The organism is Caballeronia sp. EK (assembly GCF_014384845.1).
Taxonomy (GTDB): Bacteria; Pseudomonadota; Gammaproteobacteria; order Burkholderiales; family Burkholderiaceae; genus Caballeronia; species Caballeronia jiangsuensis.
This window is the reverse complement of record NZ_JACSUE010000009.1, coordinates 221763-246791: the sequence shown is the minus strand read 5'-3', so window position 1 is coordinate 246791 and position 25029 is coordinate 221763. Positions and strand designations below refer to the sequence as shown.

Annotated in this window: 24 protein-coding genes and 1 riboswitch; of the genes, 16 read left to right on the top strand and 8 right to left on the bottom strand. The window is 63.6% G+C overall.

Going from position 1 to position 25029, the window contains the following annotated elements:
* Window positions 1–8: 8 nt before the first annotated feature.
* From IAG25_RS27030 to ggt, 4 genes are all read right to left on the bottom strand, one after another.
* Window positions 9–521, bottom strand: coding sequence for a hypothetical protein (locus tag IAG25_RS27030; protein WP_187607557.1), 513 nt, complete (start codon window positions 519–521; stop codon window positions 9–11).
* Window positions 522–560: 39 nt separating this feature from the next.
* A complete protein-coding gene (locus IAG25_RS27025; RefSeq protein ID WP_187607556.1) occupies window positions 561–1385 on the bottom strand; it encodes a ferritin-like domain-containing protein in 825 nt (274 codons plus the stop codon).
* Between the two features lie 280 nt (window positions 1386–1665).
* Window positions 1666–2925, bottom strand: coding sequence for an MFS transporter (locus IAG25_RS27020; RefSeq protein WP_375336542.1), 1260 nt, complete (start codon window positions 2923–2925; stop codon window positions 1666–1668).
* 223 nt (window positions 2926–3148) lie between these two features.
* Window positions 3149–4786, bottom strand: a complete 1638-nt coding sequence (ggt, locus tag IAG25_RS27015) for a gamma-glutamyltransferase (protein WP_187607554.1) — start codon at window positions 4784–4786, stop codon at window positions 3149–3151.
* A gap of 464 nt (window positions 4787–5250) precedes the next feature.
* Between ggt and IAG25_RS27010 the strand changes: the two genes are divergently transcribed.
* Window positions 5251–5448, top strand: a complete 198-nt coding sequence (locus IAG25_RS27010; RefSeq protein ID WP_035497782.1) for a hypothetical protein — start codon at window positions 5251–5253, stop codon at window positions 5446–5448.
* A 76-nt stretch (window positions 5449–5524) separates the two neighbouring features.
* On the opposite strand, the gene IAG25_RS27005 is transcribed toward IAG25_RS27010, so the two are convergent.
* Window positions 5525–5905: a hypothetical protein gene (locus IAG25_RS27005; RefSeq protein WP_187607553.1), complete on the bottom strand. Its 381-nt coding sequence runs from the start codon at window positions 5903–5905 to the stop codon at window positions 5525–5527.
* 224 nt (window positions 5906–6129) lie between these two features.
* On the opposite strand from IAG25_RS27005, the gene glpK reads away from it, so the two are divergent.
* The gene (glpK, locus tag IAG25_RS27000) at window positions 6130–7626 is read left to right on the top strand and encodes a glycerol kinase GlpK (protein ID WP_187607552.1); all 1497 of its coding nucleotides are present in this window, start codon (window positions 6130–6132) and stop codon (window positions 7624–7626) included.
* Window positions 7627–7740: 114 nt separating this feature from the next.
* A riboswitch (FMN riboswitch) is annotated at window positions 7741–7904 on the top strand.
* A 151-nt stretch (window positions 7905–8055) separates the two neighbouring features.
* The gene (ribB, locus tag IAG25_RS26995; protein WP_187607551.1) at window positions 8056–8793 is read left to right on the top strand and encodes a 3,4-dihydroxy-2-butanone-4-phosphate synthase; all 738 of its coding nucleotides are present in this window, start codon (window positions 8056–8058) and stop codon (window positions 8791–8793) included.
* 12 nt (window positions 8794–8805) lie between these two features.
* Here ribB and IAG25_RS26990 read toward each other — a convergent pair whose 3' ends face one another.
* From IAG25_RS26990 to IAG25_RS26980, 3 genes are read right to left on the bottom strand one after another with little or no spacing between them, the layout of a single operon-like run.
* The gene (locus tag IAG25_RS26990) at window positions 8806–9492 is read right to left on the bottom strand and encodes an HAD family hydrolase (protein ID WP_187607550.1); all 687 of its coding nucleotides are present in this window, start codon (window positions 9490–9492) and stop codon (window positions 8806–8808) included.
* Between the two features lie 37 nt (window positions 9493–9529).
* Complete coding sequence (locus tag IAG25_RS26985) at window positions 9530–10708, bottom strand: MFS transporter (RefSeq protein ID WP_035497778.1); 1179 nt, start codon at window positions 10706–10708, stop codon at window positions 9530–9532.
* 12 nt (window positions 10709–10720) lie between these two features.
* Window positions 10721–11104: a VOC family protein gene (locus IAG25_RS26980; RefSeq protein WP_187607549.1), complete on the bottom strand. Its 384-nt coding sequence runs from the start codon at window positions 11102–11104 to the stop codon at window positions 10721–10723.
* 113 nt (window positions 11105–11217) lie between these two features.
* Between IAG25_RS26980 and IAG25_RS26975 the strand changes: the two genes are divergently transcribed.
* From IAG25_RS26975 to gloA, 13 genes are all read left to right on the top strand, one after another.
* On the top strand, window positions 11218–12189 hold the full coding sequence (locus tag IAG25_RS26975) for a LysR family transcriptional regulator (protein ID WP_222946665.1): 972 nt from the start codon (window positions 11218–11220) through the stop codon (window positions 12187–12189).
* A 112-nt stretch (window positions 12190–12301) separates the two neighbouring features.
* A complete protein-coding gene (gene miaB, locus IAG25_RS26970) occupies window positions 12302–13663 on the top strand; it encodes a tRNA (N6-isopentenyl adenosine(37)-C2)-methylthiotransferase MiaB (protein ID WP_187607547.1) in 1362 nt (453 codons plus the stop codon).
* A gap of 21 nt (window positions 13664–13684) precedes the next feature.
* Window positions 13685–14803 (top strand): PhoH family protein, encoded by a 1119-nt coding sequence (locus IAG25_RS26965; RefSeq protein ID WP_187607546.1) that lies wholly within the window; start codon window positions 13685–13687, stop codon window positions 14801–14803.
* Complete coding sequence (gene ybeY / locus IAG25_RS26960; RefSeq protein ID WP_187607545.1) at window positions 14800–15264, top strand: rRNA maturation RNase YbeY; 465 nt, start codon at window positions 14800–14802, stop codon at window positions 15262–15264. Before IAG25_RS26965 ends, ybeY begins: the two co-directional genes overlap by 4 nt.
* 34 nt (window positions 15265–15298) lie before the next feature.
* Window positions 15299–15991, top strand: coding sequence for a gamma-glutamylcyclotransferase (locus IAG25_RS26955; RefSeq protein WP_187607544.1), 693 nt, complete (start codon window positions 15299–15301; stop codon window positions 15989–15991).
* A 201-nt stretch (window positions 15992–16192) separates the two neighbouring features.
* Entirely contained in the window at window positions 16193–17098 is a 906-nt protein-coding gene (locus tag IAG25_RS26950) for an HlyC/CorC family transporter (RefSeq protein ID WP_035497772.1), read from the top strand.
* A gap of 78 nt (window positions 17099–17176) precedes the next feature.
* The gene (gene lnt, locus IAG25_RS26945; protein ID WP_187607543.1) at window positions 17177–18844 is read left to right on the top strand and encodes an apolipoprotein N-acyltransferase; all 1668 of its coding nucleotides are present in this window, start codon (window positions 17177–17179) and stop codon (window positions 18842–18844) included.
* A 183-nt stretch (window positions 18845–19027) separates the two neighbouring features.
* Window positions 19028–20056 (top strand): glycine--tRNA ligase subunit alpha, encoded by a 1029-nt coding sequence (gene glyQ, locus IAG25_RS26940; RefSeq protein ID WP_075583802.1) that lies wholly within the window; start codon window positions 19028–19030, stop codon window positions 20054–20056.
* Between the two features lie 17 nt (window positions 20057–20073).
* Complete coding sequence (gene glyS / locus IAG25_RS26935; RefSeq protein WP_187607542.1) at window positions 20074–22173, top strand: glycine--tRNA ligase subunit beta; 2100 nt, start codon at window positions 20074–20076, stop codon at window positions 22171–22173.
* A 9-nt stretch (window positions 22174–22182) separates the two neighbouring features.
* On the top strand, window positions 22183–22755 hold the full coding sequence (gene gmhB, locus IAG25_RS26930; RefSeq protein WP_187607541.1) for a D-glycero-beta-D-manno-heptose 1,7-bisphosphate 7-phosphatase: 573 nt from the start codon (window positions 22183–22185) through the stop codon (window positions 22753–22755).
* 12 nt (window positions 22756–22767) lie between these two features.
* The gene (locus IAG25_RS26925; RefSeq protein WP_187607540.1) at window positions 22768–23541 is read left to right on the top strand and encodes a lysophospholipid acyltransferase family protein; all 774 of its coding nucleotides are present in this window, start codon (window positions 22768–22770) and stop codon (window positions 23539–23541) included.
* Window positions 23542–23623: 82 nt separating this feature from the next.
* Entirely contained in the window at window positions 23624–24544 is a 921-nt protein-coding gene (locus IAG25_RS26920) for a M48 family metallopeptidase (protein ID WP_187607623.1), read from the top strand.
* Between the two features lie 81 nt (window positions 24545–24625).
* On the top strand, window positions 24626–25012 hold the full coding sequence (gene gloA / locus IAG25_RS26915; protein ID WP_061117759.1) for a lactoylglutathione lyase: 387 nt from the start codon (window positions 24626–24628) through the stop codon (window positions 25010–25012).
* The last annotated feature ends 17 nt before the right edge of the window (window positions 25013–25029 follow it).

The following is a 25029-nucleotide window of genomic DNA, read 5'->3' as shown; positions in this document are numbered from 1 at the left end:
GCGATGTTTCAGGCGGCGGCGCTCGCCGCCCGCTTCAGCCATTCGAGTTGCTCGCGCCAGCGCGCGAGCGCCGATTGCGCATCAGTCAGTTCGAAGACGATTCCGTTCGTGAGTCGCGCATATCCCACCCGCTGAACTTCACCACTCTCGATCGTGCCGACGAAGCACGCCAGCGGCACGTCGTCGAGCGGAACGCGGCGTGTATCCAGATGCACCTGATAAAACGCCTCGTCGAATACGAAGGCGAGAGTGGCCCGTCCGGTCGCGGTAATGGCTTGCGCCGTCCGCGACGACGGCCATAGCGCGAAGGCAAGCGTGCGCGCATCGGGCGCAAGCAGTTCGCCGGCGCCGAGCAGCGCGGTTCGCACGCGATGGGCGCGATCGGCGGTGCATAGCGACGCGGTGAAACCGGTATCGACGCCGGTGAGCGTACCGTCGAAGAGCGCACGCAACTCGGGCGGCCACTCGTCGAAAACGGTATGTGAAGAGAGCGACGGCTGCGGTGCGTTGGAATCGGACATGGAAAGATGCCGGCTTTGAACCGGCATCGTCGAGCAAGGTTAGCGGAAGAACAACTGCGTCATCTTCGAGAGCGGATAGTGCACGCCGGGCTGAATGCGCGCGGGCAAATCGAGCGGCTTGAGCAGCATCTTGATGGCCTGATCCGCGGACAGATTGCGCCGCACGAGCGCATTCACGCGCGCGGAAAGTTCGCGGTTGTACTCGGCATCCTGCGCACGCTCAGGATAACGAACGGCGAACACGTGCCGCAGCGCGATTTCCGAATCCTCGCTCTTCAACTCCATCACGCGTCGCACGAGCGCGCCGAGCACGGCGAGGCGGCCATTGCCTTCGATCTTGTTCCACTTCTTGAAGAAGTGAAAAAAGTGCTTGTAGTGCCGCACTTCGTCGGTACGGATGTTGTCGGTGATTTCCTTCAGCACCGGCTCGTCCGAACAATCGTTGATTGCGCGATAAAGCGTGGCGGTTCCCGTCTCGACGACGCAACGCGCCACCATTTCGAGCGCTCGCTTCTTCTCGAACTCCTCGTAGGAACAGGTGAGCGAGTATTCGTCGAAGAAATTCCTGAACGCGGTGTCCCAGTCGAACTCCGGCCACACGTGGTGGATGTATGTCTTGAGCGCCCTTCCGTGTTGCATCTCTTCGGGCTCCCATTCATCGTTCAGCCACGCCGAGATCTCGGGATCGTCGTGAAAATACTTGCTGAGATTGCTCGTATAAAGATCGGTGCCGCTCTCGATGAACGAGCAGGCGCACAACAACAAGAGAAGATGCTCGTTGGATGCAGCCTTCTGACGATCGATCCGCGAGAGATCGATATCTTCGATGCGCCAAGGCATCACGTGTGTACTGTCTGTATGCATATATCGCGCTCCCAGGCTGGACTGAACGCGCCATCGGCCGACAAGAGCCGGCCGAGGTTCAGGCGACGCCGTGAACGATTCAGTCCTGGCGTCCTCAACTTCAAGTGTCAGCGGCTAGTTTTTCCATCTTAGCCGCCCTGCAATGAGTTTGCAGACTTGGGGACAGACTCACGCGCGGCGCGCCGGTTCCTCGCGTGCCGAATTCTTACAACGTCTGACGAGTAAGTGTGGATGCGCTATAGCATGAAACGTGCCGACTAGGCCACGGCATTTGCTTCGATTACGCCTGAGATCGACGCGCCACGCGCATGCGCCAGGCGACGATCGCCAGCGACACGCCCGACAATACAGCGGCCAGCAACACGTAGTAGCTTGGCGCGAGCTTGTCGCCGGTGACGTGGATGAACGCTTCGACGATTGTCGGCGCGAATCCTCCAAATAGCGTGACACCGAGCGCATAGCCGATCGACAGGCCGGTCGAGCGCACCCGCGTCGGGAAGATCTCGGACATGAGCGCGGGCATTGGACCGGAATACGCGGCCTTCAGAATGCCCGCTACCGATTGCAGCATGACGAGCGATGCAATCGTCGGATGCGCCTGCAGCCACGCAAACATCGGATAAATCGTTACGCCCATGAAGATCGACGTGGCGAGCATGATGCGGATGCGCCCGAGCCGATCGGAGAGCGCGCCCATCAACGGCGAAAAAATGAACTGAAGTCCGCCATTGAGCACCACGACGGCGAACGATGCCGTCGCCGGAAGATGCAGCTGCTTGACCGCGTACATCGGCATATAGAGCTGCAACACATACACGCCGACTGTCGATTGCGCCACGATGCCCACGGCGAGCAGCAGGTTCAGCCATTGGTTCGAGAACGAGACGCCCGGGGCGTTGTCCTTCCTTTCGGAACGCGTCGCGAGAAACTCCGGCGTTTCGTCCAGGTGCGAGCGGATGTAGTAGCCGACCGGCCCGACGAGCAGTCCGAAGACGAAAGGAATGCGCCAGCCCCAGCTTTCGAGTTGCGGCTGCGGCAGCCAGGCGCTCAGAACCGAGCCGAACGCCGCAGCCATGATCGCGGCGAGCCCCTGGCTCGCGAACTGCCAGCTCGCGTAATAGCCGCGCCGCGCTTCGCTATGCTCGACCATGAACGCGGTCGCGCTGCCGAACTCGCCGCCGACCGCGAAGCCTTGCACAAGTCGCGCGAGCAGGATCAGCAGCGGCGCCGCGATACCGATGTGTTGATACGAAGGCATCACGGCCATCGTGAATGTGCCGACCATCATCAGCAGAATGGCAAGCGTGAGCGCGGCCTTGCGTCCCTTGCGATCGCCGTAGACGCCGAGCACGATCGCGCCCAGCGGCCGCATCAGGAACGAGATGCCGAACGTGCCGATAGCCAGCATGGTCGACAGCCATTCATCGTTCGACGGAAAGAACGCCTTCGCGATGACTGTCGCGAAATAGCCGTAGACGAGAAAGTCGAACCACTCCAGTGCATTGCCGATTGACGACGAGAACACGATGCGGCGGATCATCGCCTTCGATGGCGCCGCTTTCGGTGCGGATGTTTCGCCGTTCGCTGGCGCTGCGCCCTGGGTATCGCGCGCTCCATACGTTTGTTGGTTCATGATTTCTCCTCCCCCTGCTTCCCCATCGTGGATACGGGCGTGCGTATCCCTGTCGCCTGCAAAGTCGCAGCGATCGATGCGGTCTTTTTATGAACAGAGACCGCTCAATGTGCGGTCTCCGATGATGGCTTTAGAAGCCCGCCGCGAGTCCGTCGCGCCGGCTGTCGCTTGCCGCGACATATCCGCGCTCGGGATCGTTGCGATCGAGCTTCCAGATGTATTGGCCCGAACCGAAGTCCATGTACGGATCGTCGACGGACTTGATCGTGTGGCCGAGGCCTTCGAGCGCACGCGCGGTTTCGAGATCGAGCGTGGCCTCGATGTCGATCGTGAAATCGCGATTCACCTTCCAGCGCGGCGCGTCGCACGCGGCCTGCGGCTGCTGGCCGTAGTCGAGCATGCGCACGACCGATTGCAAGTGCCCTTGCGGCTGCATGTCGCCGCCCATCACGCCGAAGCTCATGACGGCTTCGCGCTTGCCATTGACTTCCTGCGTGAGGAACGCCGGGATGATCGTGTGGAACGGGCGCTTTCCGCCTTCCACGACGTTCGCGGACTTTGGATCCATCGAGAAACCGCAGCCGCGGTTCTGCAGTGCGATACCCGTATCGGGCACGACCACGCCCGAACCGAAGCCCATGTAGTTCGACTGGATGAAGCTCACCATCATGCCGCGCTCGTCGGCGACCGACATGTAGATGGTGCCCCCCGCCTTCGGCATGCCGAAGTCGAACTGCGTCGCCTTCGACGGGTCGATGAGCTTCGCGCGCTCCGTCAGATACGCGTCGTCGAGCATCTGCTCGGGCGTCACTTCCATGGAACGCGGATCGGCGACGTAGCGATAGACGTCGGCGAAGGCGAGCTTCATCGCCTCGATCTGCAAATGCTGCGACTCGATGCGATCCACGTTCAGCGCGCTCACATCGAACTTGTCGAGAATACCGAGCGCGATGAGCGCCGCGATGCCCTGCCCGTTGGGCGGAATCTCATGCACGGTGTAGCCGCGATAGTCCTTGCTGATCGGCTCAACCCAGTCCGCGCGATAGTTGCGCAGGTCGTCCATCGTCAGCGCGGCGCCGCCCTCCCGTGCGAATGCGGCGATGCGCTCCGCGCTCTCGCCTTCGTAGAACGCGCGCGGACCATGCTGCGCGAGCAGGCGCAGCGTCTTCGCGTGGCCAGGAAAGCGCACGAGTTCGCTCACCTCGGGCGCGCGGCCGCGCGGCATGAACACATCCGCGAAGCCCGGCTGATCCTCGAGCTCGGGCACCGCCGCCGCCCACTTGTACGCGACGATGCTCGCCACCGCATGACCGCGTTCCGCAATCTCGATGGCCGGCTCCATCAGATCCGCGAAGGGCAGCGAGCCGAACTTCGAATGCAGCGCCTCCCATCCGGCGATGACGCCCGGCACCGTCACTGCATCCCAGCCGCGCTTGGGTTGACGGGCGAGTCCGTTCTCCTCGCCGTACTTGCGGCGGAAGTAGTCGACGTTCCACGCCGCCGGCGACACGCCCGACGCGTTCAGACCGTGCAGCTTCTGGCCGTCCCAGACCAGCGCAAAAGCGTCGCCGCCCAGCCCGCATGACACGGGTTCGACCACGGTGATCGCCGCCGCAGCAGCGATGGCCGCGTCGACGGCATTGCCGCCCTTCCACAACATGCGCAGGCCGGCCTGCGCGGCCAGCGGATGCGAAGTCGAGACGATATTGCGGGCGAACACCGGCAGGCGCGGCGTGGGATAGGGGTTTTGCCAGTTGAAGCGAGTCATCGAATGAAGTCCAAAATTCCTGCGGGCAGAACACGGCGGGCGATTATGTGAGCCAGCCGGGCAAAAGAGGAATATTGCATTGTCCGCTTAATCCGAAACAAATTCATTTATCGTATAAATTAATGAAATTGGCGCATGAATTCCTTCTGGGCCTTCGCACCGACCGGTGCGCTTCCAGAGCACCTTGCTTGTGTGCGCCGCCGCACGAACTTCAAGTTGATTCTCCGAATTTGCGTAAGCGATGGACCGCTTCCGCAGCCGGAAAAAGTCAAAGCGAAAATTTTCAACGCGAATTTGGCACTTGTCAGACACTTGCCTACAATCCCAATTCCCGGCATCCGCAGTACAAGAATTCAATGCGTTTGCCCGGCGTTTTTTCAGTTTTCCCGTACAACGTTTCGAAGCAAAAAGATCCGGCTTACAAAGCCGGCTGCTTATGCCGTTCGGTCGTCATGGAGAACACAATGCTGAGTCCGCACGAATTTGCCACGCTGCTACTGGTTCAGGAAGCACCCAATCAGGTCGACATGGAACGCCAGGAGCTCGACGCTCTGCTCGAACGTCAGCTCGTTCAACTCGAAAATCTCGCATCCGGACGCCAGCAATGGCGCCTCACCGCCACCGGCGATTCGACCGTCAAGGCTTTCAAGCGTTACTCGTAGCACGCGTAGCAGGGCTCGGGACGCGGCCCTCGGCCGCGTCCGCTTCACCTCCTCTGATATCTCTCAACGGATCACTTCAGCCGGCACGCAGGGTCGGGTCGACCGCGGCACGCCAGCTCAGCGCCTGTGCTCGCTGATCCAGGAAGAAACTCGCCCACGCGCTTTGCGCCTCGAGACCGGGATTCGCCTGATAGGAGCGATATCGCTCGGCGATCGCCGTCTGAAACGCACAGAATCGCTCCCTGGACAGACCACCGCGTCGCTCAGCCACATAGGCGTCGTAAAAGGTCGAGTAGACCGACTGCGCATCCGCGCCGTAATCGACCAGGGACGTCCCGCACATGCCCTGCAGCGCACTGAACGAGGGCGCGCCCATCGTTCCGTCCAGACTGGGTGTTCCCACGCAGCCCGCCAGCAACGCCGCACTCAGCGCGCCTGAAACCCACAGCATTCGCATGGCACTCACCTTCGATCGCATTTCGTGCCGCCAGTATCGGACGAACGGAACCGTCGCGCTACTCGGCCGAACGGCATAGGCCGAATGACGTTCTAGCGAGATGTGTCACGCGGCCTATGCCATTGGGCCAGGTTGTCCGCGTGGCCTCGCTCCGATAAATTGCGCAAACGGACATCGGCTGGCGCGGCACGACGCGTCGATGTCGGCTCAAATCGGAGGAGACCATGCAGGATCAGTACATTCTCGCGCTCGACCAGGGCACGACCAGTTCGCGCGCCATGCTGTTCGATAGAAACGGCAACGTCGTGTCCGTGGCGCAGAAAGAATTCCAGCAGATTTATCCGCAAGCTGGCTGGGTCGAGCACGATCCGCAGGAGATCTGGTCGACGCAGGCCGGCGTCGCCGCCGAAGCCGTCACACGCGCGGGCGAGAGCGCTTCGTCGATCGCGGCGGTGGGCATCACGAATCAGCGCGAAACCACGATCGTCTGGGACCGCGAGACAGGCAAGCCGATCTACAACGCAATCGTCTGGCAGGACCGTCGTACGGCCGGCTCCTGCGACGAGCTCAAATCGCGCGGCCTCGAAGCAATGGTGCGCGGGAAGACGGGACTTCCCATCGACGCATACTTCTCGGCGACGAAGATCCGCTGGATTCTCGACAACATCGAGGGCGCCCGCGACAAGGCGAAGCAAGGACGACTCGCGTTCGGCACCGTCGATAGCTGGCTCGTATGGAATTTCACGCGCCAGGGACTGCATGTCACGGACATCACGAATGCATCGCGCACCATGCTCTTCAACATTCATGAGCGACACTGGGACGACGAACTGCTCGACGCGCTCGACATACCGCGCAGCATGCTGCCCGAAGTGCGCCCGTCGTCCGAGGTGTACGGCACGACGCGAGGCACGGTGTTCGCCGCGGACGTCCCGCTCGCGTCGCTTGCCGGCGATCAGCACGCGGCCCTCTTCGGACAGATGTGCACGGATTCCGGCATGGTGAAGAACACCTACGGCACCGGCTGCTTTCTCGTCATGAATACGGGCGACAAGCCGATCGAGTCACGCAACAACCTCGTCACGACAATCGCCTGGCAGATCGGCGATGAGGTCAATTACGCGCTCGAAGGCAGCATCTTCATCGCGGGCGCGGTCGTGCAATGGCTGCGCGACGGGCTCGGCCTGATTCGCCACGCAAGCGAAATCGAAACGCTCGCGCGTGGCGTGCCGCATAGCGACGGCGTCTATCTCGTGCCCGCATTCGCCGGGCTCGGCGCGCCGCACTGGAACGCGCGCGCACGCGGAACGCTCTTCGGCGTCACGCGCGGCACGACATCAGGTCACATCGCGCGCGCGGCGCTCGATTCGATCGCCTATCAGTCGCTCGACGTGCTCAAGGCAATGGAAGCGGACTCGGGCATGCGCATCGGCGAATTGCGCGTCGATGGCGGCGCCTGCGCGAACAATCTGCTGATGCAGTTTCAGGCCGACATCCTCGGCGTCGAAGTCGCACGCCCGCGCATCGCGGAAACGACGGCGCTCGGCGCGGCGTATCTCGCAGGGCTCGCGGTCGGCTACTGGAAGGATGTCGATGAACTCAAGGCGCAATGGCAACTGGAGCGCCGGTTCAGTCCGTCGATGCCGGAACCGGACATCGAGTCCTGTCTCGCCGGATGGCAACGCGCGGTCCACGCGGCGAAGGTATGGGCCGACAGCTAGCGAAGCCGAACCGCTCATGTCGTTTTCCGGAACGCCGCGCCATGCGGCGGTGCAAAAATCGCTGGCGTGCGGTATCCTAAAAAAGCTGTCGAGGCTTCGGCCCCGCAGCATTCAGTACGTCTTCAGGGCGGGGTGTAATTCCCCACCGGCGGTATGTGGCGAGGCTTCGCGGCCGGACCATGAGCCCGCGAGCGCCCGCGCCGGCAACATGCGCGGGGTCAGCAGATCTGGTGAAATGCCAGAGCCGACGGTCACAGTCCGGATGAGAGAAGATGTGCAGATGGTCATGTCCGTTCCCCTTGGCGATTCTTGCATCGCGCCGAACCGGACGACGCCGCGCCTTCGGGCGTGTCGCCGTGGGGTGTCGTTCTGTCTGTTTGCAATGCCCTGAAACGTTTTTCGCTTAATTTTCTCGCGAGAGCGTTTCACATGTCCCCGACCCAAACCAGCAACAGCCTGTCGTTCGCCGCACCCGCCGTCATCGCTAACGACGCCTTTGCCGATCTTTCCCAGCTCGCTTCGTTCGATGTTCCGCCGCGTATCGCCGCAGCGCTCGACGCCATGCGCGAAGGCCGCCCCGTCGTCTTGCAGGACGATGACGATCGCGAAAACGAAGCCGATCTGATCGTCGCCGCCGAGAAACTCACCGACGCCACCATGGCCCTTCTGATCCGCGAATGCAGCGGCATCGTGTGCCTGTGCCTTCCTGACGAGCGAGTGCGCGCGCTCGAACTCCCGCCGATGGCCGCCGCCAACGGCAGCCGCTACGGCACCGCGTTCACGGTGTCGATCGAAGCACGGGAAGGTGTGACGACGGGCGTGTCGGCGGCAGATCGCGTGACGACGATTCGCGCGGCCATCGCCGATCATGCGAAGCCTGGCGATATCGTCCGGCCGGGCCACGTCTTCCCGCTGCGCGCGATGCCGGGCGGTGTGCTCGCACGGCGCGGCCACACGGAAGGCACCGTCGATCTGGCGATTCTCGCGGGACTCAAGCCCGCAGTCGTGCTGTGCGAACTGATGAACCCGGACGGCACGATGACGCGTGGCGAGCAAGTCGAGCGCTTCGCGCAGGAGCACCGCCTGCCGATGCTGACCATCGCGGAACTGGTCGAATTCCGCACGGCGCTCGCAGCGGCGCGCGAGACCGTGGAAGAAGCGGCCTGAGTCGCTAAGCGCTCAGGACAGCACGTCGCCGAAATCCCCGCGCACGCCCGCGGCGACGAGTCCGGGAAGTTCGTCCATGTGCTCCATGATCCGTGTGATGCCGGTTTCGCGCAGCACCTGCGCGTAGCCGGACGGAATGTGGCTCGCACCGACGAACGCGATGGTCTTCATGCCCGCCGCGCGTGCCGCCGTCAGCCCGGCGACGCTGTCTTCCACGACGAGACAGCGCTCTGGCGCGACATCGAGCGTGCGCGCCGCGAGCAGATAGACATCGGGATAAGGCTTCGGCCGTTCGACCTGCTGCGCGCTGAACACGCGCGCGCCGACGACTTCGTCCAGGCCCGCGCGCCGCACCGACGCGCGCACGCGCTCAAGACGGCTGTTCGACACCACCGCGACCGGCAAGCCGCAAGCTTCGAGCGCCGCGCGCACGCCGGCGATCGGTCCGACCGAGCGCGCGAGTTCCACCGCGACGCGCGCCTCGATCGTGTTGACGAAATCCGGCGGCATCACGACGCCGAACTTCGTCTCCAGATAAGTCAGGAAGCGCGAAGTCTGCTGCCCGAAAGCCGTCTTGACGGCCGGTTTGAAGTCGATGCCGGGAAACGTCTCGGTTAGGACGTCCAGCATCACGCGATCCGCGATGACTTCGCTATCGACGAGCACGCCGTCGCAATCGCAGATGAGATGATCGATCATGTTGGCTCGAATTTTGTTGAGCCAACATGATAAGCGTTCAGCAAGCGTCGGCTGCTTTTACTTCGGATGTAATGCGCGGCGCGTCCAGCCGCGCGGCGAACCATGTCACCGCGAGGGCCGCGAGCGCGACCACCGCTGCCGCCCACGGGAGCGCATCGAGTCCGTGACCATGCGTGAGCACCGCGCCGCCGAGCCACGCGCCGCCCGCATTGCCGACGTTGAACGCGCCGATATTGAGTGTCGACGCGAGATTCGGCGCGTCCTTCGCCTTCTCGACGACGCGCGCCTGCAGCGGCGGCACCGTCGCGAACGCAGCGATGCCCCACACGAAAATCGTGACGATCGCGCCGATCTGACTGTGGCTCGTCTTCGCGAAGACGGCCATGATGATCGCGAGCGCGAACAGAATGCCCATCAGCGAAGGCATCAGCGCGCGATCGGCGAGTTTGCCGCCGATCGTATTGCCGATCGTCAGCCCGACGCCGAACAGCACCAGAATCAGCGTGACGGCGCGCGGCGAGAAACCGCCGACCTGTTCGAGAATCGGCGCGATATACGTGAACACGACGAACACGCCGCCGAAACCGAGCACGGTCATCGAGAGCGCGAGCCAGACCTGGCCGTCGCGCAGCACACGCACTTCGCGTCCGAGTCCGCTCGGCGCCGCATCGTGGCGATTCGGCACGAGCGCGGTCACGCCGAGCGCGGAAAGCACGCCCAGGCCCGCAACGATCCAGAACGTCGCGCGCCATCCCAGTTCCTGACCGATGAACGTCCCGAACGGCACGCCCAGCACGTTCGCGAGCGTGAGCCCGGTGAACATCAGCGCGATGGCGCTCGCGCGCTTGTCCGCCGGCACGAGCGACGCGGCCACGACCGCGCCGATGCCGAAGAACGAGCCGTGCGCGAACGACGTCACGACGCGCGCGGCCATCAGCAGGCCATAGTCCGGCGCGACCGCGCACAGCACGTTGCCGACGATGAACACGAGCATGAGCCCCTGCAGCGCGAGCTTGCGCGGCAGCTTGCTCGTCAGCACGGCGAGCAGCGGCGCGCCGACTGCGACGCCGAGCGCGTATCCGGTGACGAGCAGGCCCGCTGACGGAATCGAGACGGACAGATCGTGCGCGACGTTGGGCAGCAGGCCCATGATGACGAACTCCGTCGTGCCGATGGCGAAGGCGCTGATCGCCAGCGCGAGAAGAGGAAGAGGCATGGTGGCTCCGGATCAGAATTGGGCGGTCACGAATTCGACGACCACGCCCGGGCCCAGCCGCACGAAGAGCTGAAGCTCGCGAGCGAGCGGCACTTCGGCGAACTGGTAGGCATAGCCGTGGCAATCGAGACGTTCGAGCAATGCGCGCCACTCGGCTTCGTCGTCGACGCGCAGCGCCAGATGGTCGATGCGCGTCGCGCCCGGCCGTTCAGCGGGATGCGAATCCACGACGCCCGAGGCGACCAGATGCACCGCCGGCCGCGCGCCGAGATAAAGCCAGTAGCCGCCGACGCCGAAAGGCGGCCGTGGCCCGACTCGCATCCCGGCGATATCGACGAAGAAGCGCATGAACGCATCGCAGTCGGGCGCGACGAGGGTGACGTGATCGAGTTGCATGACGCAAATGCTCCTCAAAGGGTTAACGCTTAGGCGGCATTTTGCGGGCTATGCGTTGCTTTGAGAATTGGTCTACCCTTTGAATCATTATCAAACTGGATTTGAAAATGACGATGGATCGGCTCGGCGACATGCGCCTTTTCGTGGAAGCGGCCGCGGCGGGCAGTCTGTCGGCGGCGGGGCGCAAGCTCGGACTGTCGCCGGCTGCGGCGAGCGCACGGCTCATCAAGCTGGAAAAAGCGCTGCACACGCGGCTTTTCGAGCGCACGACGCGCCAGTTGCGCGTCACCGACGAAGGCCGCTTGTATCTGCAGCACTGCCGGATCGCGCTGCAGGCGATCGACGACGCCGAAGCCGCGTTGCAGGCCGGTCAGAACGTCGTGCGCGGCAAAGTGCGCATCTCGGCGACGTCGAATTTCGGGCGCTCGATGCTGCGCGGCTGGATCGACGAATTCAGCGCGCTGCATCCGGACGTGAGATTCGCGCTCACGCTGTCGGATTCGGTATCGAATCTGTTGCTGGAGGAGATCGATCTGGCGATTCGCTTCGGCGCACCGCCCGACAGCGGACTCGCCGCGCGCGCGCTCGCGCCGAATCGACGCGTGCTGTGCGCATCGCCCGAGTATCTCGCGCGCAAGGGCGTGCCCAGGACGCCCGCGGAGTTGATGGGTCACGATTTCGTCGTCGTGGTCACGGCAAGCGGGCCGCTCAACGAGCTCGATTTCGTCCGTGGCGACGAGCGCTACGCGTACACGATCCCGCTCGCGGACGCCTGGGAAACCAACGACGGCGCGATGACCCGCGCGTGGGCGCTCGCGGGCCACGGCATCGCGCATAAATCGATCTGGGATATCGCCGCCGACGTGCGCGCCGGCACGCTGAAGATGGTGCTGCCCGACTGGTGCACGCACGAGGCCGCCGTTCACGCCCTCTTCCACGCGAACCGCTACATGGCGCCGCGCGTGCGCGTGCTGCTGGATTTTCTGGTCGCGCGTTTCGAGAAAACGACGCACGAATTGCTCGGCGATCTGGCGTATCCGCCCGAGCCGCGCCCATCGCGTCAGAAATTGCCGTCGGCGCTATAATATCGGGCTAAATTACAGCAAAAAGCGGGCAGATCACGGTAGAAGTCCGCGAAACTCCTTCAATCCCCTTTACCAGCGCCCCCAGATCAACCACTGTGACCGGCGACGATTCATGACCAAAAAAGTTTATGTAAAGACCTTCGGCTGCCAGATGAACGAGTACGACTCCGACAAGATGGTCGACGTACTCGGCGCGGCAGAAGGACTCGTCAAGACGGACACGCCCGAAGACGCGGACGTCATTCTCTTCAACACGTGCTCGGTGCGCGAAAAAGCCCAGGAGAAAGTGTTCTCCGATCTCGGCCGCGTGCGCGAGCTGAAGGAAGCGAACCCGAATCTGCTGATCGGCGTCGGCGGTTGCGTCGCGAGCCAGGAAGGCGCGTCGATCGTCGCGCGCGCGCCGTATGTCGATCTCGTGTTCGGTCCGCAGACGCTGCATCGCCTGCCCGCGATGATCGATCAGCGCCGCGCCACCGGCCGCGCGCAGGTCGACATCACGTTCCCGGAAATCGAGAAGTTCGATCATCTGCCGCCCGCGCGAGTCGATGGACCGAGCGCGTTCGTGTCGATCATGGAAGGCTGCTCGAAATATTGCAGCTATTGTGTCGTGCCCTACACGCGCGGCGAGGAAGTCTCGCGCCCGCTCGACGACGTGCTCACCGAGATCGCCGGCCTCGCCGATCAGGGCGTGCGCGAAGTCACGCTGCTCGGCCAGAACGTGAACGCCTATCGCGGCGCGCTGACCTTGGGCTCGCACGACATCGCGGATTTCGCGACGCTCATCGAGTACGTTGCGGAGGTGCCGGGCATCGAACGCATTCGCTATACGACCTCGCATCCGAAGGAATTCACGCAGCGCCTCATCGACACCTACGCGAAAGTGCCGAAGCTCGTCTCGCATCTGCATTTGCCGGTGCAGCACGGCTCGGACCGCATTCTGATGGCGATGAAGCGCGGCTATAGCGTGATCGAGTACAAGTCGGTCATCCGCAAGCTTCGTGCGATTCGTCCGGATTTGTCGCTGTCGACGGACTTCATCGTCGGTTTCCCCGGCGAGACCGAGGACGATTTCAACAAGATGATGGCGCTCGTCGACGAGATGAGCTACGACACGAGTTTTTCGTTCATCTACAGCCCGCGTCCCGGCACGCCCGCAGCAAACCTGCACGACGACACACCGCGCGAAGTGAAGCTCAAGCGTCTGCAACATTTGCAGGCGACCATCGAGGAAAACGTGCAGCGCATCAGCGCGTCGATGGTTGGTAAAGTCGAGCGTATTCTGGTCGAGCGGCCCGCGCGCAAGGACCCGAACGAGCTGGCCGGGCGCACGCAGAACAACCGCGTCGTCAATTTCCCCGCGCCGGCCGAGTCGCACGCGCGGCTGATCGGCCAGATGATCGACGTGAAGATCGTGCACGCGTATCCGCATTCGCTGCGCGGCGAACTGGTCATGGCGCCCGAGCTGACGCACTAAAGAAAGGAACTCAAGTTCACCTTGAAGAACGCTCCTACGCAGCATCTGGAATTCACCGCACCGCGCGAGGACAACGCGCGGCTCGCCAACCTCTGCGGCCCGCTCGACGAAAACCTGCGGCAGATCGAGCAGGCGCTCGACGTGACGCTTTCGCGACGCGGCCACAAGATCGCGATTCGTGGCCGTGGCGCGAAAGTCGCGCTCGCGGCGCTCGAGAACTTCTACAACCGCGCGCGCGATCCGATTTCCGTCGACGACATTCAGCTTGCACTCGTCGAGGCGCGCCATGCGACGCGCCGCGCGAGGGATGCGCGTGAAGCCAACGGCGAAGAAGGCGAGATCGATCCGCGTTTTCGTGGCGATCCGGATCATCCTTTCGATGAACCGAGCGCGACGATCGACCTCGGCGACGACGAAGACCACGGTCCGAAGCTCTACACGCGGCGCGCCGATCTGCGCGGCCGCACGCCGGCGCAGCGCGAATATCTGAAGCAGATCATCGCGCACGACGTGACGTTCGGCATCGGGCCGGCGGGCACGGGCAAGACGTATCTCGCGGTTGCTTGCGCGGTCGATGCGCTCGAACGCGATCAGGTGAAGCGCATCGTGCTGACGCGGCCGGCCGTCGAAGCGGGCGAGCGGCTCGGCTTCCTGCCGGGCGATCTCGCGCAGAAGGTCGATCCGTATCTGCGTCCTCTGTATGACGCGCTTTACGACCTGCTCGGCTTCGACAAGACCGCGAAGATGTTCGAGCGCCAGATGATCGAGATCGCGCCGCTCGCGTACATGCGCGGGCGCACGCTGAATCACGCGTTCATCATTCTCGACGAGGCGCAGAACACCACGCCCGAACAGATGAAGATGTTCCTCACGCGTATCGGCTTCGGCTCGAAGGCGGTCGTCACCGGCGATACCACGCAGGTCGATCTGCCGCGCGGCCACAAGAGCGGGCTGATCGAGGCGCAGCACGTGCTGTCGGAAGTGCGCGGCATCGCGATCACGCACTTCACGTCGGCGGATGTGGTGCGGCACCCGCTCGTCGCGCGCATCGTCGAGGCTTACGACGCGCAATCGCAGAAAGATGCCGCGCTCGCCGAGGCGGCGCGCGTCGCGCAGTCATTGCAGCAAAAACCCGAATGAAGCCACGCCTCGCTTTGACGATGCAGTTCCCGGCGGCAAAAGCGTATCCGTCGCACAAGGCGATCCTGCCGCGCGCGACGGTCGCTCGCTGGATCAAGGCTGCGCTTTTCGCCGATGCCGAACTGACCGTGCGCTTCGTCGATGAGGAAGAAGGCCGGATGCTCAATCGCACGTATCGGCAGAAGGATTACGCGACGAACGTGCTCACGTTCGCCTACGCGGAATCCGAGGACGATCCCGTCGCGGGCGATCTGATTCTGTGCTGCCCGGTCGTCGAGCGCGAGGCGGACGAACAGGGCAAGCCGCTTGCCGCGCACTATGCGCACCTGATCGTCCACGGCACGCTGCATGCGCAGGGCTACGACCACGAAGTCGAAAGCGAAGCGCAAGAGATGGAATCCATCGAGACGGATATCATGCAGTCTCTGGGATTTTCCGATCCTTACGTGCCTTTGACCTGAAGCCGGTCGATGTCCTCGATGTTTTGAACGCGCCGTGAACGACAAGACGCCCGAACCCGCGCAACCCGCACTTTCCGAAGTCGATCCGACGCCCGCGCCCTGCCCGGACTATCCGCCCGCGCTCGGCGAATCCGCGCTGCTGACGGACGAGGAGCTGGCCGCGTCGCGCGACGCGGCGCTCGTTCATTGGGACCGGACGTCGGATTTATGGCTCTTCGGTTATGGCTCGCTGATCTGGAACCCTGGCTTGCCGACGCTCGAAGCCGTGCGCGGCAAGGTGCATGGCTACCATCGCGGGCTTTATCTGTGGTCGCGCGTGAATCGCGGCACGCCGGAACAGCCCGGCCTCGTGCTGGCGCTCGATCGTGGCGGCTCGTGCACCGGCATGGCGTTCAGGCTCGCGGGCGCCGATGCGATCGAGCATCTTCAGGTGCTGTGGCGGCGCGAAATGGCGATGGCTTCGTATCGGCCCGCGTGGCTGCCCTGCACGCTCGCGGACGGACGGCGCGTCGAGGCGCTTGCGTTCGTGATGCGCCGGGATGCGACTTCCTATACCGGCAAACTCGCCGATCCGATCGTGCGCACCGTGCTCGGCTGTGCGAGCGGTCGCTACGGCACGACGCTGGATTACGTCAGCCGGACCGTCGAGGCGCTGCGCGAAAGCGGGATGCCGGATCGGGCGCTCGAAGCGCTGTTGAAGCGGTGTCAGGCGCAGGCAAATAAATGACGCGCGTGCTTTTTGCATCCGTATGACTTTCTCGTTGCGCATCGTCCGTTCGGCTAACGCTCGGGGTCGGACATACTTCTCGCATATTTATCGGCTAGCATGGCTCATGACATGCCCGCCGCGCCACCCAGCCCGCGTTTTTCCTTGGTGTATGCTTAAACTTCCGCTAACCTGCGCCCGGGAACTCCCGGGCGCTCCGCTATGAACGAACCCTATCCCAGTCGACGCCACACCGACAAACCCGTGGAAAAGCGCTCTCTTCTCGAACGCCTGACCGATTTCATCTCGCACGAGCCCGAATCGCGCGACGAACTTCTTGAAGTGCTCCAGGACGCGCACGAGCGCAACCTGCTCGACGCCGATTCGCTCTCGATGATCGAAGGCGTCTTTCAGGTGTCCGATCTCTGCGCGCGCGACATCATGGTTCCGCGCGCCCAGATGGACGCCATCAACATCGCGGAAACACCCGCCGAATTCATCCCCTTCGTGCTCGACAAGGCGCACTCGCGCTATCCCGTGTACGAAGGCAATCGCGACAACATCATCGGCGTGCTGCTCGCCAAAGATCTGCTGCGCTACTACGCCGAAGAAGAATTCGACGTGCGCGGCATGCTGCGCCCCGCCGTGTTCATTCCCGAGTCGAAACGCCTGAACGTGCTGCTGCACGACTTTCGCGTGAACCGCAATCACATCGCGATCGTCGTCGACGAATACGGCGGCGTGGCGGGCCTCATCACGATCGAAGACGTGCTGGAGCAGATCGTCGGCGACATCGAGGACGAATACGATTTCGACGAAGAAGCCGGCAATATCATCGCGACGCCGGACGGCAAGTATCGCGTGCGCGCGCTGACCGGCATCGAACAATTCAACGAGGAATTCGGCACCGATTACTCCGACGATGAAGTCGATACCATCGGCGGCCTCGTCACCCATCGCTTCGGGCGCGTGCCGCATCGCGGCGAGAAGGTGCGCATCGACGATTTCGCGTTCGAGATCCTGCGCGGCGACGCCCGGCAGATTCACGTTCTTCTCGTGCGGCGCGTGCCGAATCTCGCGCAGCAACATCATCACGCAGGCGACGACGAAGACGAATTGCGCGACTAAGCGCGTCGCGGGCGTCGGAAAAAATCCGCGCCCGCCATCTTCTCTTCGCACGCTTTCGTTTCATCTCGACCGTCATCAATGGCCGATTCATCGTTTCGCTTCCTCTCCCGTCAACGCGACGCGTCCGTCATCGCCGAGTCGCCGCGCGCATTGCCCTTCTGGCATTACCTCGTCGCCGCCGTGCTCGGCGCCGTCAATACGCTCTCCTTCGCACCGACGCCGCACGGCGGCTGGATCGAGCTCGTCATCTTCGCGCTGTTTTTCGCGTGGCTCACGCGCACCGACAACTGGCGAAGCGCCGCCGCGACCGGCTGGGCGTTCGGCTTCGGCAACTTCGTGACCGGCGTGTGGTGGCTCTACGTCAGCATGCATGTCTACGGCGGCATGGCCGCGCCGCTCGCCGCGGCTGCCGTCGCGCTGTTTTCGCTGTATCTCGCGATTTATCCGGCGCTGTCGAGCGTGGTCTGGTCGTTCGTCGCGGGCCGCGCGCGCTTCGGCGATGAAGACATCGCGACCGCACGCGACATCGATGCCTCGCAGCGCTTTGCGCCGACGTGGCACGGCGCGTTTGCGTTCGCGAGCGCGTGGGCGCTTGGCGAATGGCTGCGCGGTCTCGTGTTCACGGGCTTTCCCTGGCTCGCGAGCGGTTATGCGCAAGTCGACGGACCGCTCAAGGGCTTCGGCTCGATCGTCGGCGTGTATGGTGTCGGCTGGGTGCTCGCGCTCGTCGCCGCGCTGATCGTGCAGGCGGTCTATCACTTTCGCAAATCGCGGCGGCTCGCCTACGCGCCGGGCATCGCGGCCATCGCGCTGATCGTCGCGGGCATGTTGCTCTCACTCGTCGAATGGACGACGCCCGCCAATGCGCCGCTCGACGTGCGTCTCCTGCAAGGCAACGTGAAGCAGGAGATGAAGTTCGAACAGGCCGGCGTCGATGAATCGCTCGCGCTCTACCAGCGGCTCATCACCGAGAAGCCGGCCGATCTGATCGTCACGCCGGAAACCGCGCTGCCCGTTTTGTCCGTGCAGATTCCTCAGGACTTCGCCGTCGCGATCCGAAACTTCGCGGACAACACGAATTCGTCGATTCTCTTCGGCGCGATCGGCGTCACGATTCTCCCGGACGGCCGCGCAACCGATTTCACCAACAGCCTCTTCGGCGTCACACCGCACGTGAACGGCGTGTACCGCTACGACAAGCATCATCTCGTACCCTTCGGCGAATTCGTGCCGCTCGGCTTTCACTGGTTCGTGCGCTTGATGGGCATTCCGCTCGGCGATCTCGCGCGCGGGCCGATCGCGCAGAAGGCGTTCATCGTGCACAACCAGCCGGTCGCCGTCGATATCTGCTACGAGGACATCTTCGGCGAAGAGATCGCGCGCACGATCCGCGAGCAGGAAACGCCCGCGGGCATTCTCGTCAACTCGACGAATCTCGCGTGGTTCGGCAATACGATCGCGCTCGATCAGCATCTCCAGATCGCGCGCATGCGATCGATCGAAACCGGCCGGCCGATGCTGCGCGCCACCAACACCGGCATGACGGCGGTGATCGCGGCGAACGGCGATGTCGTGTCGAAGCTGCCGACCTTCACGACCGGCGTGCTCGAAGCGCACGTGCAAGGAACCTCGGGCAGCACGCCGTATGTGACGAGCGGGAACATGACGGTGATCGCGGTATCGCTGTTGTTGCTTGCGTTCGGGTTCGCGTTCGCGCCGAACCGGAAACGTCCGGGCACGCGCTGAACATCGACTGAAACGCGGCCGCGTCGCACCGGGCGACGCGGCTCGCGCGGCCCGCCCTTCTCCCAAAAAGCCGCACCCGCCCTGCCGTTCGGCTAAAATTCTCCGTTTCAGCACTTTGGCCGAGCCTCCGAGTCGCGTCGTCACGACGATGGCCGCGCCGCGTCCGCCCCGCACAAGGCAATCATGCTCACATTCCAGCAAATCATTCTGACGCTGCAGTCCTACTGGAACGAAAAGGGCTGCGCGCTCCTCCAGCCGATCGACATGGAAGTCGGCGCGGGCACCTCGCACGTCCACACGTTCCTGCGCGCGATCGGCCCCGAGCCGTGGCGCGCGGCCTACGTTCAACCGTCGCGCCGCCCGAAGGACGGCCGCTATGGCGAGAACCCGAACCGCCTGCAGCACTACTATCAGTATCAGGTCGTGCTGAAGCCCGCGCCTGAAGACATCCTCGATCTGTACCTCGGCTCGCTCGAAGCGCTCGGCTTCGATCTGAAGCAGAACGACGTGCGCTTCGTCGAGGACGACTGGGAGAATCCGACGCTCGGCGCGTGGGGTCTCGGCTGGGAAGTGTGGCTCAACGGCATGGAAGTGACGCAGTTCACCTACTTCCAGCAGGCGGGCGGTATCGATTGCAAGCCGGTGCTCGGCGAAATCACCTACGGTCTCGAACGTCTCGCGATGTATCTGCAGAAGGTCGAGAACGTGTACGACCTCATCTGGACCGAATGGGAAGAAGATGGCCCGAACGGCCGCGTGCTGCGTCAACTGACCTATGGCGATGTGTATCACCAGAACGAAGTCGAGCAGTCCACGTATAACTTCGAGCACGCGAACGTCGATCTGCTCTTCACGTTCTTCAAGAGCTACGAAGAAGAAGCGAAGAAGATGATCGATGCGAAGCTCGCGCTGCCCGCGTATGAACTCGTGCTGAAGGCAGGCCACACGTTCAATCTGCTCGATGCGCGCGGCGCCATTTCCGTGACGGAGCGCGCGGCGTACATCGGCCGCATTCGTGCGTTGTCGCGCCTCGTCGCGCAGGCTTATTACGATTCGCGCGAAGCGCTCGGCTTCCCGATGCTCGGCAATCCGGTGCGAGGCGATCGCGATCTCGTCACCGACGAGCAGGAAGCGCAGCGTCCCGCATGGGCGCCGCCGCTGAAACCGGAAAGCACGCCGCCGGGCGAACGCAGCAACAACGAACAGGTTTGACGAGGCTCGACAGAACAATGACGCAATCCAACCACGCTTCCCTGCTCGTCGAACTGCTCACCGAAGAACTGCCGCCGAAAGCGCTCGCGCGTCTCGGCACCGCTTTTGCCGATGGCATCGTCGAGCGTCTCGCCGCGCGCGATCTGATCGACGGCGCGCCCACGTTCGAAAAGTACGCGACGCCGCGACGCCTCGCCGTGCTCATCAGGAACGTGCGCGATGTCGCGCCGGAAAAGCAGGTGCGCGAGAAAGTGCTGCCGGTGTCGGTCGCGCTCGACAAGGAAGGCAACCCAACGCCGCCGCTCGCAAAGAAGCTCGCTGCGCTCGGCTTCCCCGACTTCCCGCTCGCCGAGCTCGAACGCGCGCAGGACGGCAAGGCGGAAGCGTTCTTCCTGCGCTACGCCGCGCCCGGCGCGACACTCGCCGACGGTCTGCAAGCCGCGCTCGATGAAACCCTCGGCAAGCTGCCGATTCCGAAGGTCATGACCTATCAGCGTCCTGACGGCACCAGCGTGCAGTTCGTGCGTCCGGTGCAACGCCTCGTCGCCATGCATGGGCGCGATGTCGTGCCGGTGAGCGCGCTCGGCGTCGATTCGGGCGATACGACCGTCGGTCATCGATTCATGTCGGAAGGCTTCGTCGCGATTCCGAACGCCGACGAATACGCCAACACGCTGCGCAGCAAAGGGCACGTCGTCGCCAATTTCGACGATCGCCGCGAATCGATTCGCACGCAGCTTCTGGCGTTCGCCGGCGACGACCGCGTCGTGATGCCCGAAGCGCTGCTCGATGAAGTGAACGCGCTCGTCGAATGGCCGGTCGTCTACGAATGCCGCTTCGACGAGGAATTCCTGCAGGTGCCGCAGGAATGTCTCATCCTCACGATGCAGACGAACCAGAAGTACTTCGCACTCACGGACCAGCACGGCAAGCTGCGCTCGCGCTTTTTGATCGTGTCGAACATCGATACGAAGACGCCCGACGAGATCGTCGAAGGCAACGAGCGCGTCGTGCGCCCGCGTCTCGCCGATGCGAAGTTCTTCTTCACGCAGGACAAGAAGAAGCGTCTCGAAGACCGCGTGCCGCTGCTCGCGAACGTCGTCTATCACAACAAGCTCGGTTCGACGCTGCAACGCGTCGAGCGTGTCGAGGCGCTCGCAGGCGAAATCGCGCCGATGGTCGGCGTCGATGCCGCGCTCACGCGCCGCGCCGCGCGTCTCGCGAAGGCCGATTTGCTGACCGACATGGTCGGCGAATTCCCCGAGCTGCAAGGCACGATGGGCACGTACTACGCGCGTCACGACGGCGAGCCGGAAGAAGTCGCGCTCGCGTGTTCGGAGCACTATCAGCCGCGCTTCTCGGGCGATGAAACGCCGTCGACGGGCGTCGGCGCCGCGGTCGCGCTCGCGGACAAGCTGGAAACGATCGTCGGCATCTGGGGCATCGGTCTCGCGCCGACCGGCGAAAAAGATCCGTTCGCGCTACGCCGTCACGCGCTCGGCGTGCTGCGCATCCTGCTGGAAAAGAAGCTGCCGATCGATCTTCGCGATCTCGTCGGCAGCGCCCAACGCCAGTTCGCGGGCATGCCGCAAGTCGCCGATTCGACCGAAGCCATCTACGCGTTCTTCCTCGATCGCCTGCGTGGTCTGTTGCGCGAACGCGGCTTCGAAGCGAACGATATCGAAGCGGTGCTGAGCCTGAACCCGACGCGTCTCGACGACATCGTCGCGCGCCTCGATGCCGTGCGCGAGTTCGCCGCGCTGCCCGAAGCGGCGGCGCTCGCGGCCGCCAACAAGCGCATCTCGAACATCCTGAAGAAGTCTGAGCAAGGCGCGCCTTCGTCGGTGAACAAGGAACTGCTCGTCGAAGCGGCGGAGAAGAATCTCTACGCGCAGATCGAGCAGGTGACGCCGCGCGTGCAGAGTCAGCTCGCGGCGCGCAACTATACGGAAGCGCTGACCGCGCTCGCCGCGTTGCGCGAGAGCGTCGACACGTTCTTCAACGACGTGATGGTGAACGCGGAAGATCCCGCGCTGCGCAACAATCGGCTCGCATTGCTCAACGCATTGCATCAGCAGATGAACTGCGTCGCCGATATTTCGAAGCTCGCTGCCTGACGCGCCGCCATGGTCATGAACCGAAAACTGGTCATCCTCGATCGCGACGGCGTGATCAACGCCGATTCCGATGCGTTCATCAAGTCGCCGGACGAATGGGTCGCCATTCCCGGCAGCCTCGAAGCCATCGCGCGCCTGAATCAGTCGGGCTATCGCGTGGCGATCGCATCGAATCAGTCGGGCATCGGGCGCGGTCTCTTCGACATGGCCGCGCTGAACGCGATGCATCAGAAGATGAATCGCGCGGTCGCGGCCGTCGGCGGACGTATCGACGCGGTGTTCTTCTGCCCGCACACGGCGGAAGATCAATGCGATTGCAGAAAGCCGAGGCCTGGCATGTTGCAGCAGATCATCGACCGCTTCGAGATCGATCCTGAAGACACGCCCGTCGTCGGCGATTCGCTGCGCGATCTGCAAGCGGGCGCGGCGCTCGGCTTTCCCGTGCATCTCGTGCTCACCGGCAAGGGCGAAAAGACGCTCAAGGAAGGCCAGTTGCCCGAAGGCACCGTGGTTCACAAGGACTTGCGCGCGTTCGCGCTCGAGTTCCTCGCACGGCATCAGGACCGCTCCGCGGCCCAGTAACACCGAGACGTCATGCGCTTCATCCGTTCGCTGCTGTTGATGCTTTACTTCATCGTGTACACGACGCCGTACGCGATCGCCTGTTTCATTGCGTTTCCGTTCATGCGCGCCGACAAGCGCTACTGGATGGCGGCCGGCTGGTGCAAATCGACCATCGTCGTGCTGCGGCATCTGATCGGGATTCGCTACAAGATCGAAGGCATGGAGAATCTGCCGGACGGTCCCGCCGTGCTGTTGTCGAAGCATCAGTCCGCATGGGAGACGCTCGCGTTTCCCGCGTTGATGCCGCGCCCGCTCTGCTACGTGTTCAAGCGCGAGTTGCTCTACGTGCCGTTCTTCGGCTGGGCGCTCGGGCTGCTCAAGATGGTCCATATCGATCGCAAGCAGGGACGCGATGCGTTCGCTTCCGTCACGAGCCAGGGCCGCGCGCGCATGGACGAAGGCGCGTGGGTCATCATGTTTCCCGAAGGCACGCGCACGCGCGTCGGCAGCCAGGGCAAGTACAAGACCGGCGGCGCGCGCTTCGCTGTCGTGACCGGCGCACCGGTCGTGCCGATCGCGCACAACGCCGGTCACGTCTGGCCACGCAATTCGTTCATCAAATATCCGGGTATAGTCACGGTGTCGATCGGCAGGCCGATCGATACAGCCGGCCTCACGCCCGAGGAAGTGAACACGCGCGTCGAAAGCTGGATCGAGGCGGAAATGCGCCGCATCGATCCGCACGCTTACGCCGCGCCGAACGCGCAGCCGGGTGAAGCCGGCGCCGCGGGCGCGGGCCGCTGAAGCGGCAGCGTTCGAATCGAGCCGCGGCGTGCCTTACTCATTCTTCTCGTCATTCCTGCGCCGTGAGCGCAAAGCCGAGCCGATGCAGAAAGCCCCATCGCGACAGCGCCCCGCCGTCGCGCTCGATACCCTGCAACTCGATCTGCCGTTCGAGCATGCGCCGGCATACTCCGGCGCGCCGCCCGCGAACGGACCCGCTCCGCTGCGCGGCGATGTCCCCGCCGCCGATCCCGTTCCCGTTCTCACGCCCCCCGCTCCGGCAACACCGCTGCCCGATGGCGTGCGCCTGCGCCGCATCGCGTTGAAGGCGGGCGCGCTGGAGTATCGGTTGAGGCGTTCGGCGCGACGCACGATCGGCTTTTGCATCGACGGCACCGGGCTCGCGATCACCGCGCCGCGCTGGGTGACGATCGCGGATATTGAAAGCGCGATCCTCGACAAGCAGAACTGGATCGTCAAGAAGCTCACCGAATGGCAGACGCGCGTCGAGCAGCGCGCGCTGCCGCGCATCGACTGGAAGGATGGCGCGCAGTTTCCGTATCTCGGCAAGACGATCAGCGTGTCGCTCGGCTCGACGGCAAGCGCGCTGTCCTTCGACGACAAGACCAACGTGCTCTCGCTCGCGCTGCCCACGCTAGCCGACGCGCAGCAGATCAAGGATCGCGTGCAGGGCTGGCTGCAATCGGAAGCGAAGCGCATCTTCGGCGGGCGGCTCGCGGTGTATGCGGCGAAGCTCGGCGTCGAGTATCGCGCGTATGCGTTGTCATCGGCGGCGACGCGCTGGGGCAGTTGTTCCAGCGACGGCAAGATCCGCCTGAACTGGCGGCTCATTCATTTCCCGATGTCGATCATCGATTACGTCGTCGCGCACGAGCTCGCGCATCTGCGCGAGATGAACCACAGCCCGCGCTTCTGGCAGACGGTCGAGTCCATCTTTCCCGAGTTCCGCGAAGCGCGGCATACGCTCAAGCATCATCCGCCGGATCTGTTGCCGGCGCTCTGAGGTGTCGTCAGCATGCGGCGGGCGCCGACGGTACAATTTCCTTCCTGTCCCCCGCAAACGACACACAACAGGAACCCCACCATGCGACTCCTCCATACGATGCTGCGCGTCGGCGACCTGCAGCGTTCCATCGATTTTTATACGCGCATTCTCGGCATGAAAGTGCTGCGTCAAAGCGAGAACACCGAGTACAAGTACACGCTCGCGTTCGTCGGCTACGGCCCGGAAAGCGAGAACAGCGTGCTCGAGCTGACCTATAACTGGGGCACCGACAAGTACGACCTCGGCACGGCTTACGGCCATATCGCGCTCGAAGTCGACGACGCCGCCGACGCATGCGAGCGCATTCGCCAGGCAGGCGGCAAGGTCACGCGCGAAGCCGGACCGGTGAAAGGCGGCACGACGGTGATCGCGTTCGTCGAAGATCCGGACGGCTACAAGGTCGAACTGATCGAAAAGCATTCGTAACGCACGCAGCACATCGC

Coding starts and splice junctions, on each gene's coding strand:
- IAG25_RS27030 (WP_187607557.1), bottom strand. CDS start 521: ATGTCCGATTCCAACGCACCGCAGCCGTCGCTCTCTTCACATACCGTT.
- IAG25_RS27025 (WP_187607556.1), bottom strand. CDS start 1,385: ATGCATACAGACAGTACACACGTGATGCCTTGGCGCATCGAAGATATC.
- IAG25_RS27020 (WP_375336542.1), bottom strand. CDS start 2,925: ATGATCCGCCGCATCGTGTTCTCGTCGTCAATCGGCAATGCACTGGAG.
- ggt (WP_187607554.1), bottom strand. CDS start 4,786: ATGACTCGCTTCAACTGGCAAAACCCCTATCCCACGCCGCGCCTGCCG.
- IAG25_RS27010 (WP_035497782.1), top strand. CDS start 5,251: ATGCTGAGTCCGCACGAATTTGCCACGCTGCTACTGGTTCAGGAAGCA.
- IAG25_RS27005 (WP_187607553.1), bottom strand. CDS start 5,905: ATGCGAATGCTGTGGGTTTCAGGCGCGCTGAGTGCGGCGTTGCTGGCG.
- glpK (WP_187607552.1), top strand. CDS start 6,130: ATGCAGGATCAGTACATTCTCGCGCTCGACCAGGGCACGACCAGTTCG.
- ribB (WP_187607551.1), top strand. CDS start 8,056: ATGTCCCCGACCCAAACCAGCAACAGCCTGTCGTTCGCCGCACCCGCC.
- IAG25_RS26990 (WP_187607550.1), bottom strand. CDS start 9,492: ATGATCGATCATCTCATCTGCGATTGCGACGGCGTGCTCGTCGATAGC.
- IAG25_RS26985 (WP_035497778.1), bottom strand. CDS start 10,708: ATGCCTCTTCCTCTTCTCGCGCTGGCGATCAGCGCCTTCGCCATCGGC.
- IAG25_RS26980 (WP_187607549.1), bottom strand. CDS start 11,104: ATGCAACTCGATCACGTCACCCTCGTCGCGCCCGACTGCGATGCGTTC.
- IAG25_RS26975 (WP_222946665.1), top strand. CDS start 11,218: ATGGATCGGCTCGGCGACATGCGCCTTTTCGTGGAAGCGGCCGCGGCG.
- miaB (WP_187607547.1), top strand. CDS start 12,302: ATGACCAAAAAAGTTTATGTAAAGACCTTCGGCTGCCAGATGAACGAG.
- ybeY (WP_187607545.1), top strand. CDS start 14,800: ATGAAGCCACGCCTCGCTTTGACGATGCAGTTCCCGGCGGCAAAAGCG.
- IAG25_RS26950 (WP_035497772.1), top strand. CDS start 16,193: ATGAACGAACCCTATCCCAGTCGACGCCACACCGACAAACCCGTGGAA.
- lnt (WP_187607543.1), top strand. CDS start 17,177: ATGGCCGATTCATCGTTTCGCTTCCTCTCCCGTCAACGCGACGCGTCC.
- glyQ (WP_075583802.1), top strand. CDS start 19,028: ATGCTCACATTCCAGCAAATCATTCTGACGCTGCAGTCCTACTGGAAC.
- glyS (WP_187607542.1), top strand. CDS start 20,074: ATGACGCAATCCAACCACGCTTCCCTGCTCGTCGAACTGCTCACCGAA.
- gmhB (WP_187607541.1), top strand. CDS start 22,183: ATGGTCATGAACCGAAAACTGGTCATCCTCGATCGCGACGGCGTGATC.
- IAG25_RS26925 (WP_187607540.1), top strand. CDS start 22,768: ATGCGCTTCATCCGTTCGCTGCTGTTGATGCTTTACTTCATCGTGTAC.
- IAG25_RS26920 (WP_187607623.1), top strand. CDS start 23,624: ATGCAGAAAGCCCCATCGCGACAGCGCCCCGCCGTCGCGCTCGATACC.
- gloA (WP_061117759.1), top strand. CDS start 24,626: ATGCGACTCCTCCATACGATGCTGCGCGTCGGCGACCTGCAGCGTTCC.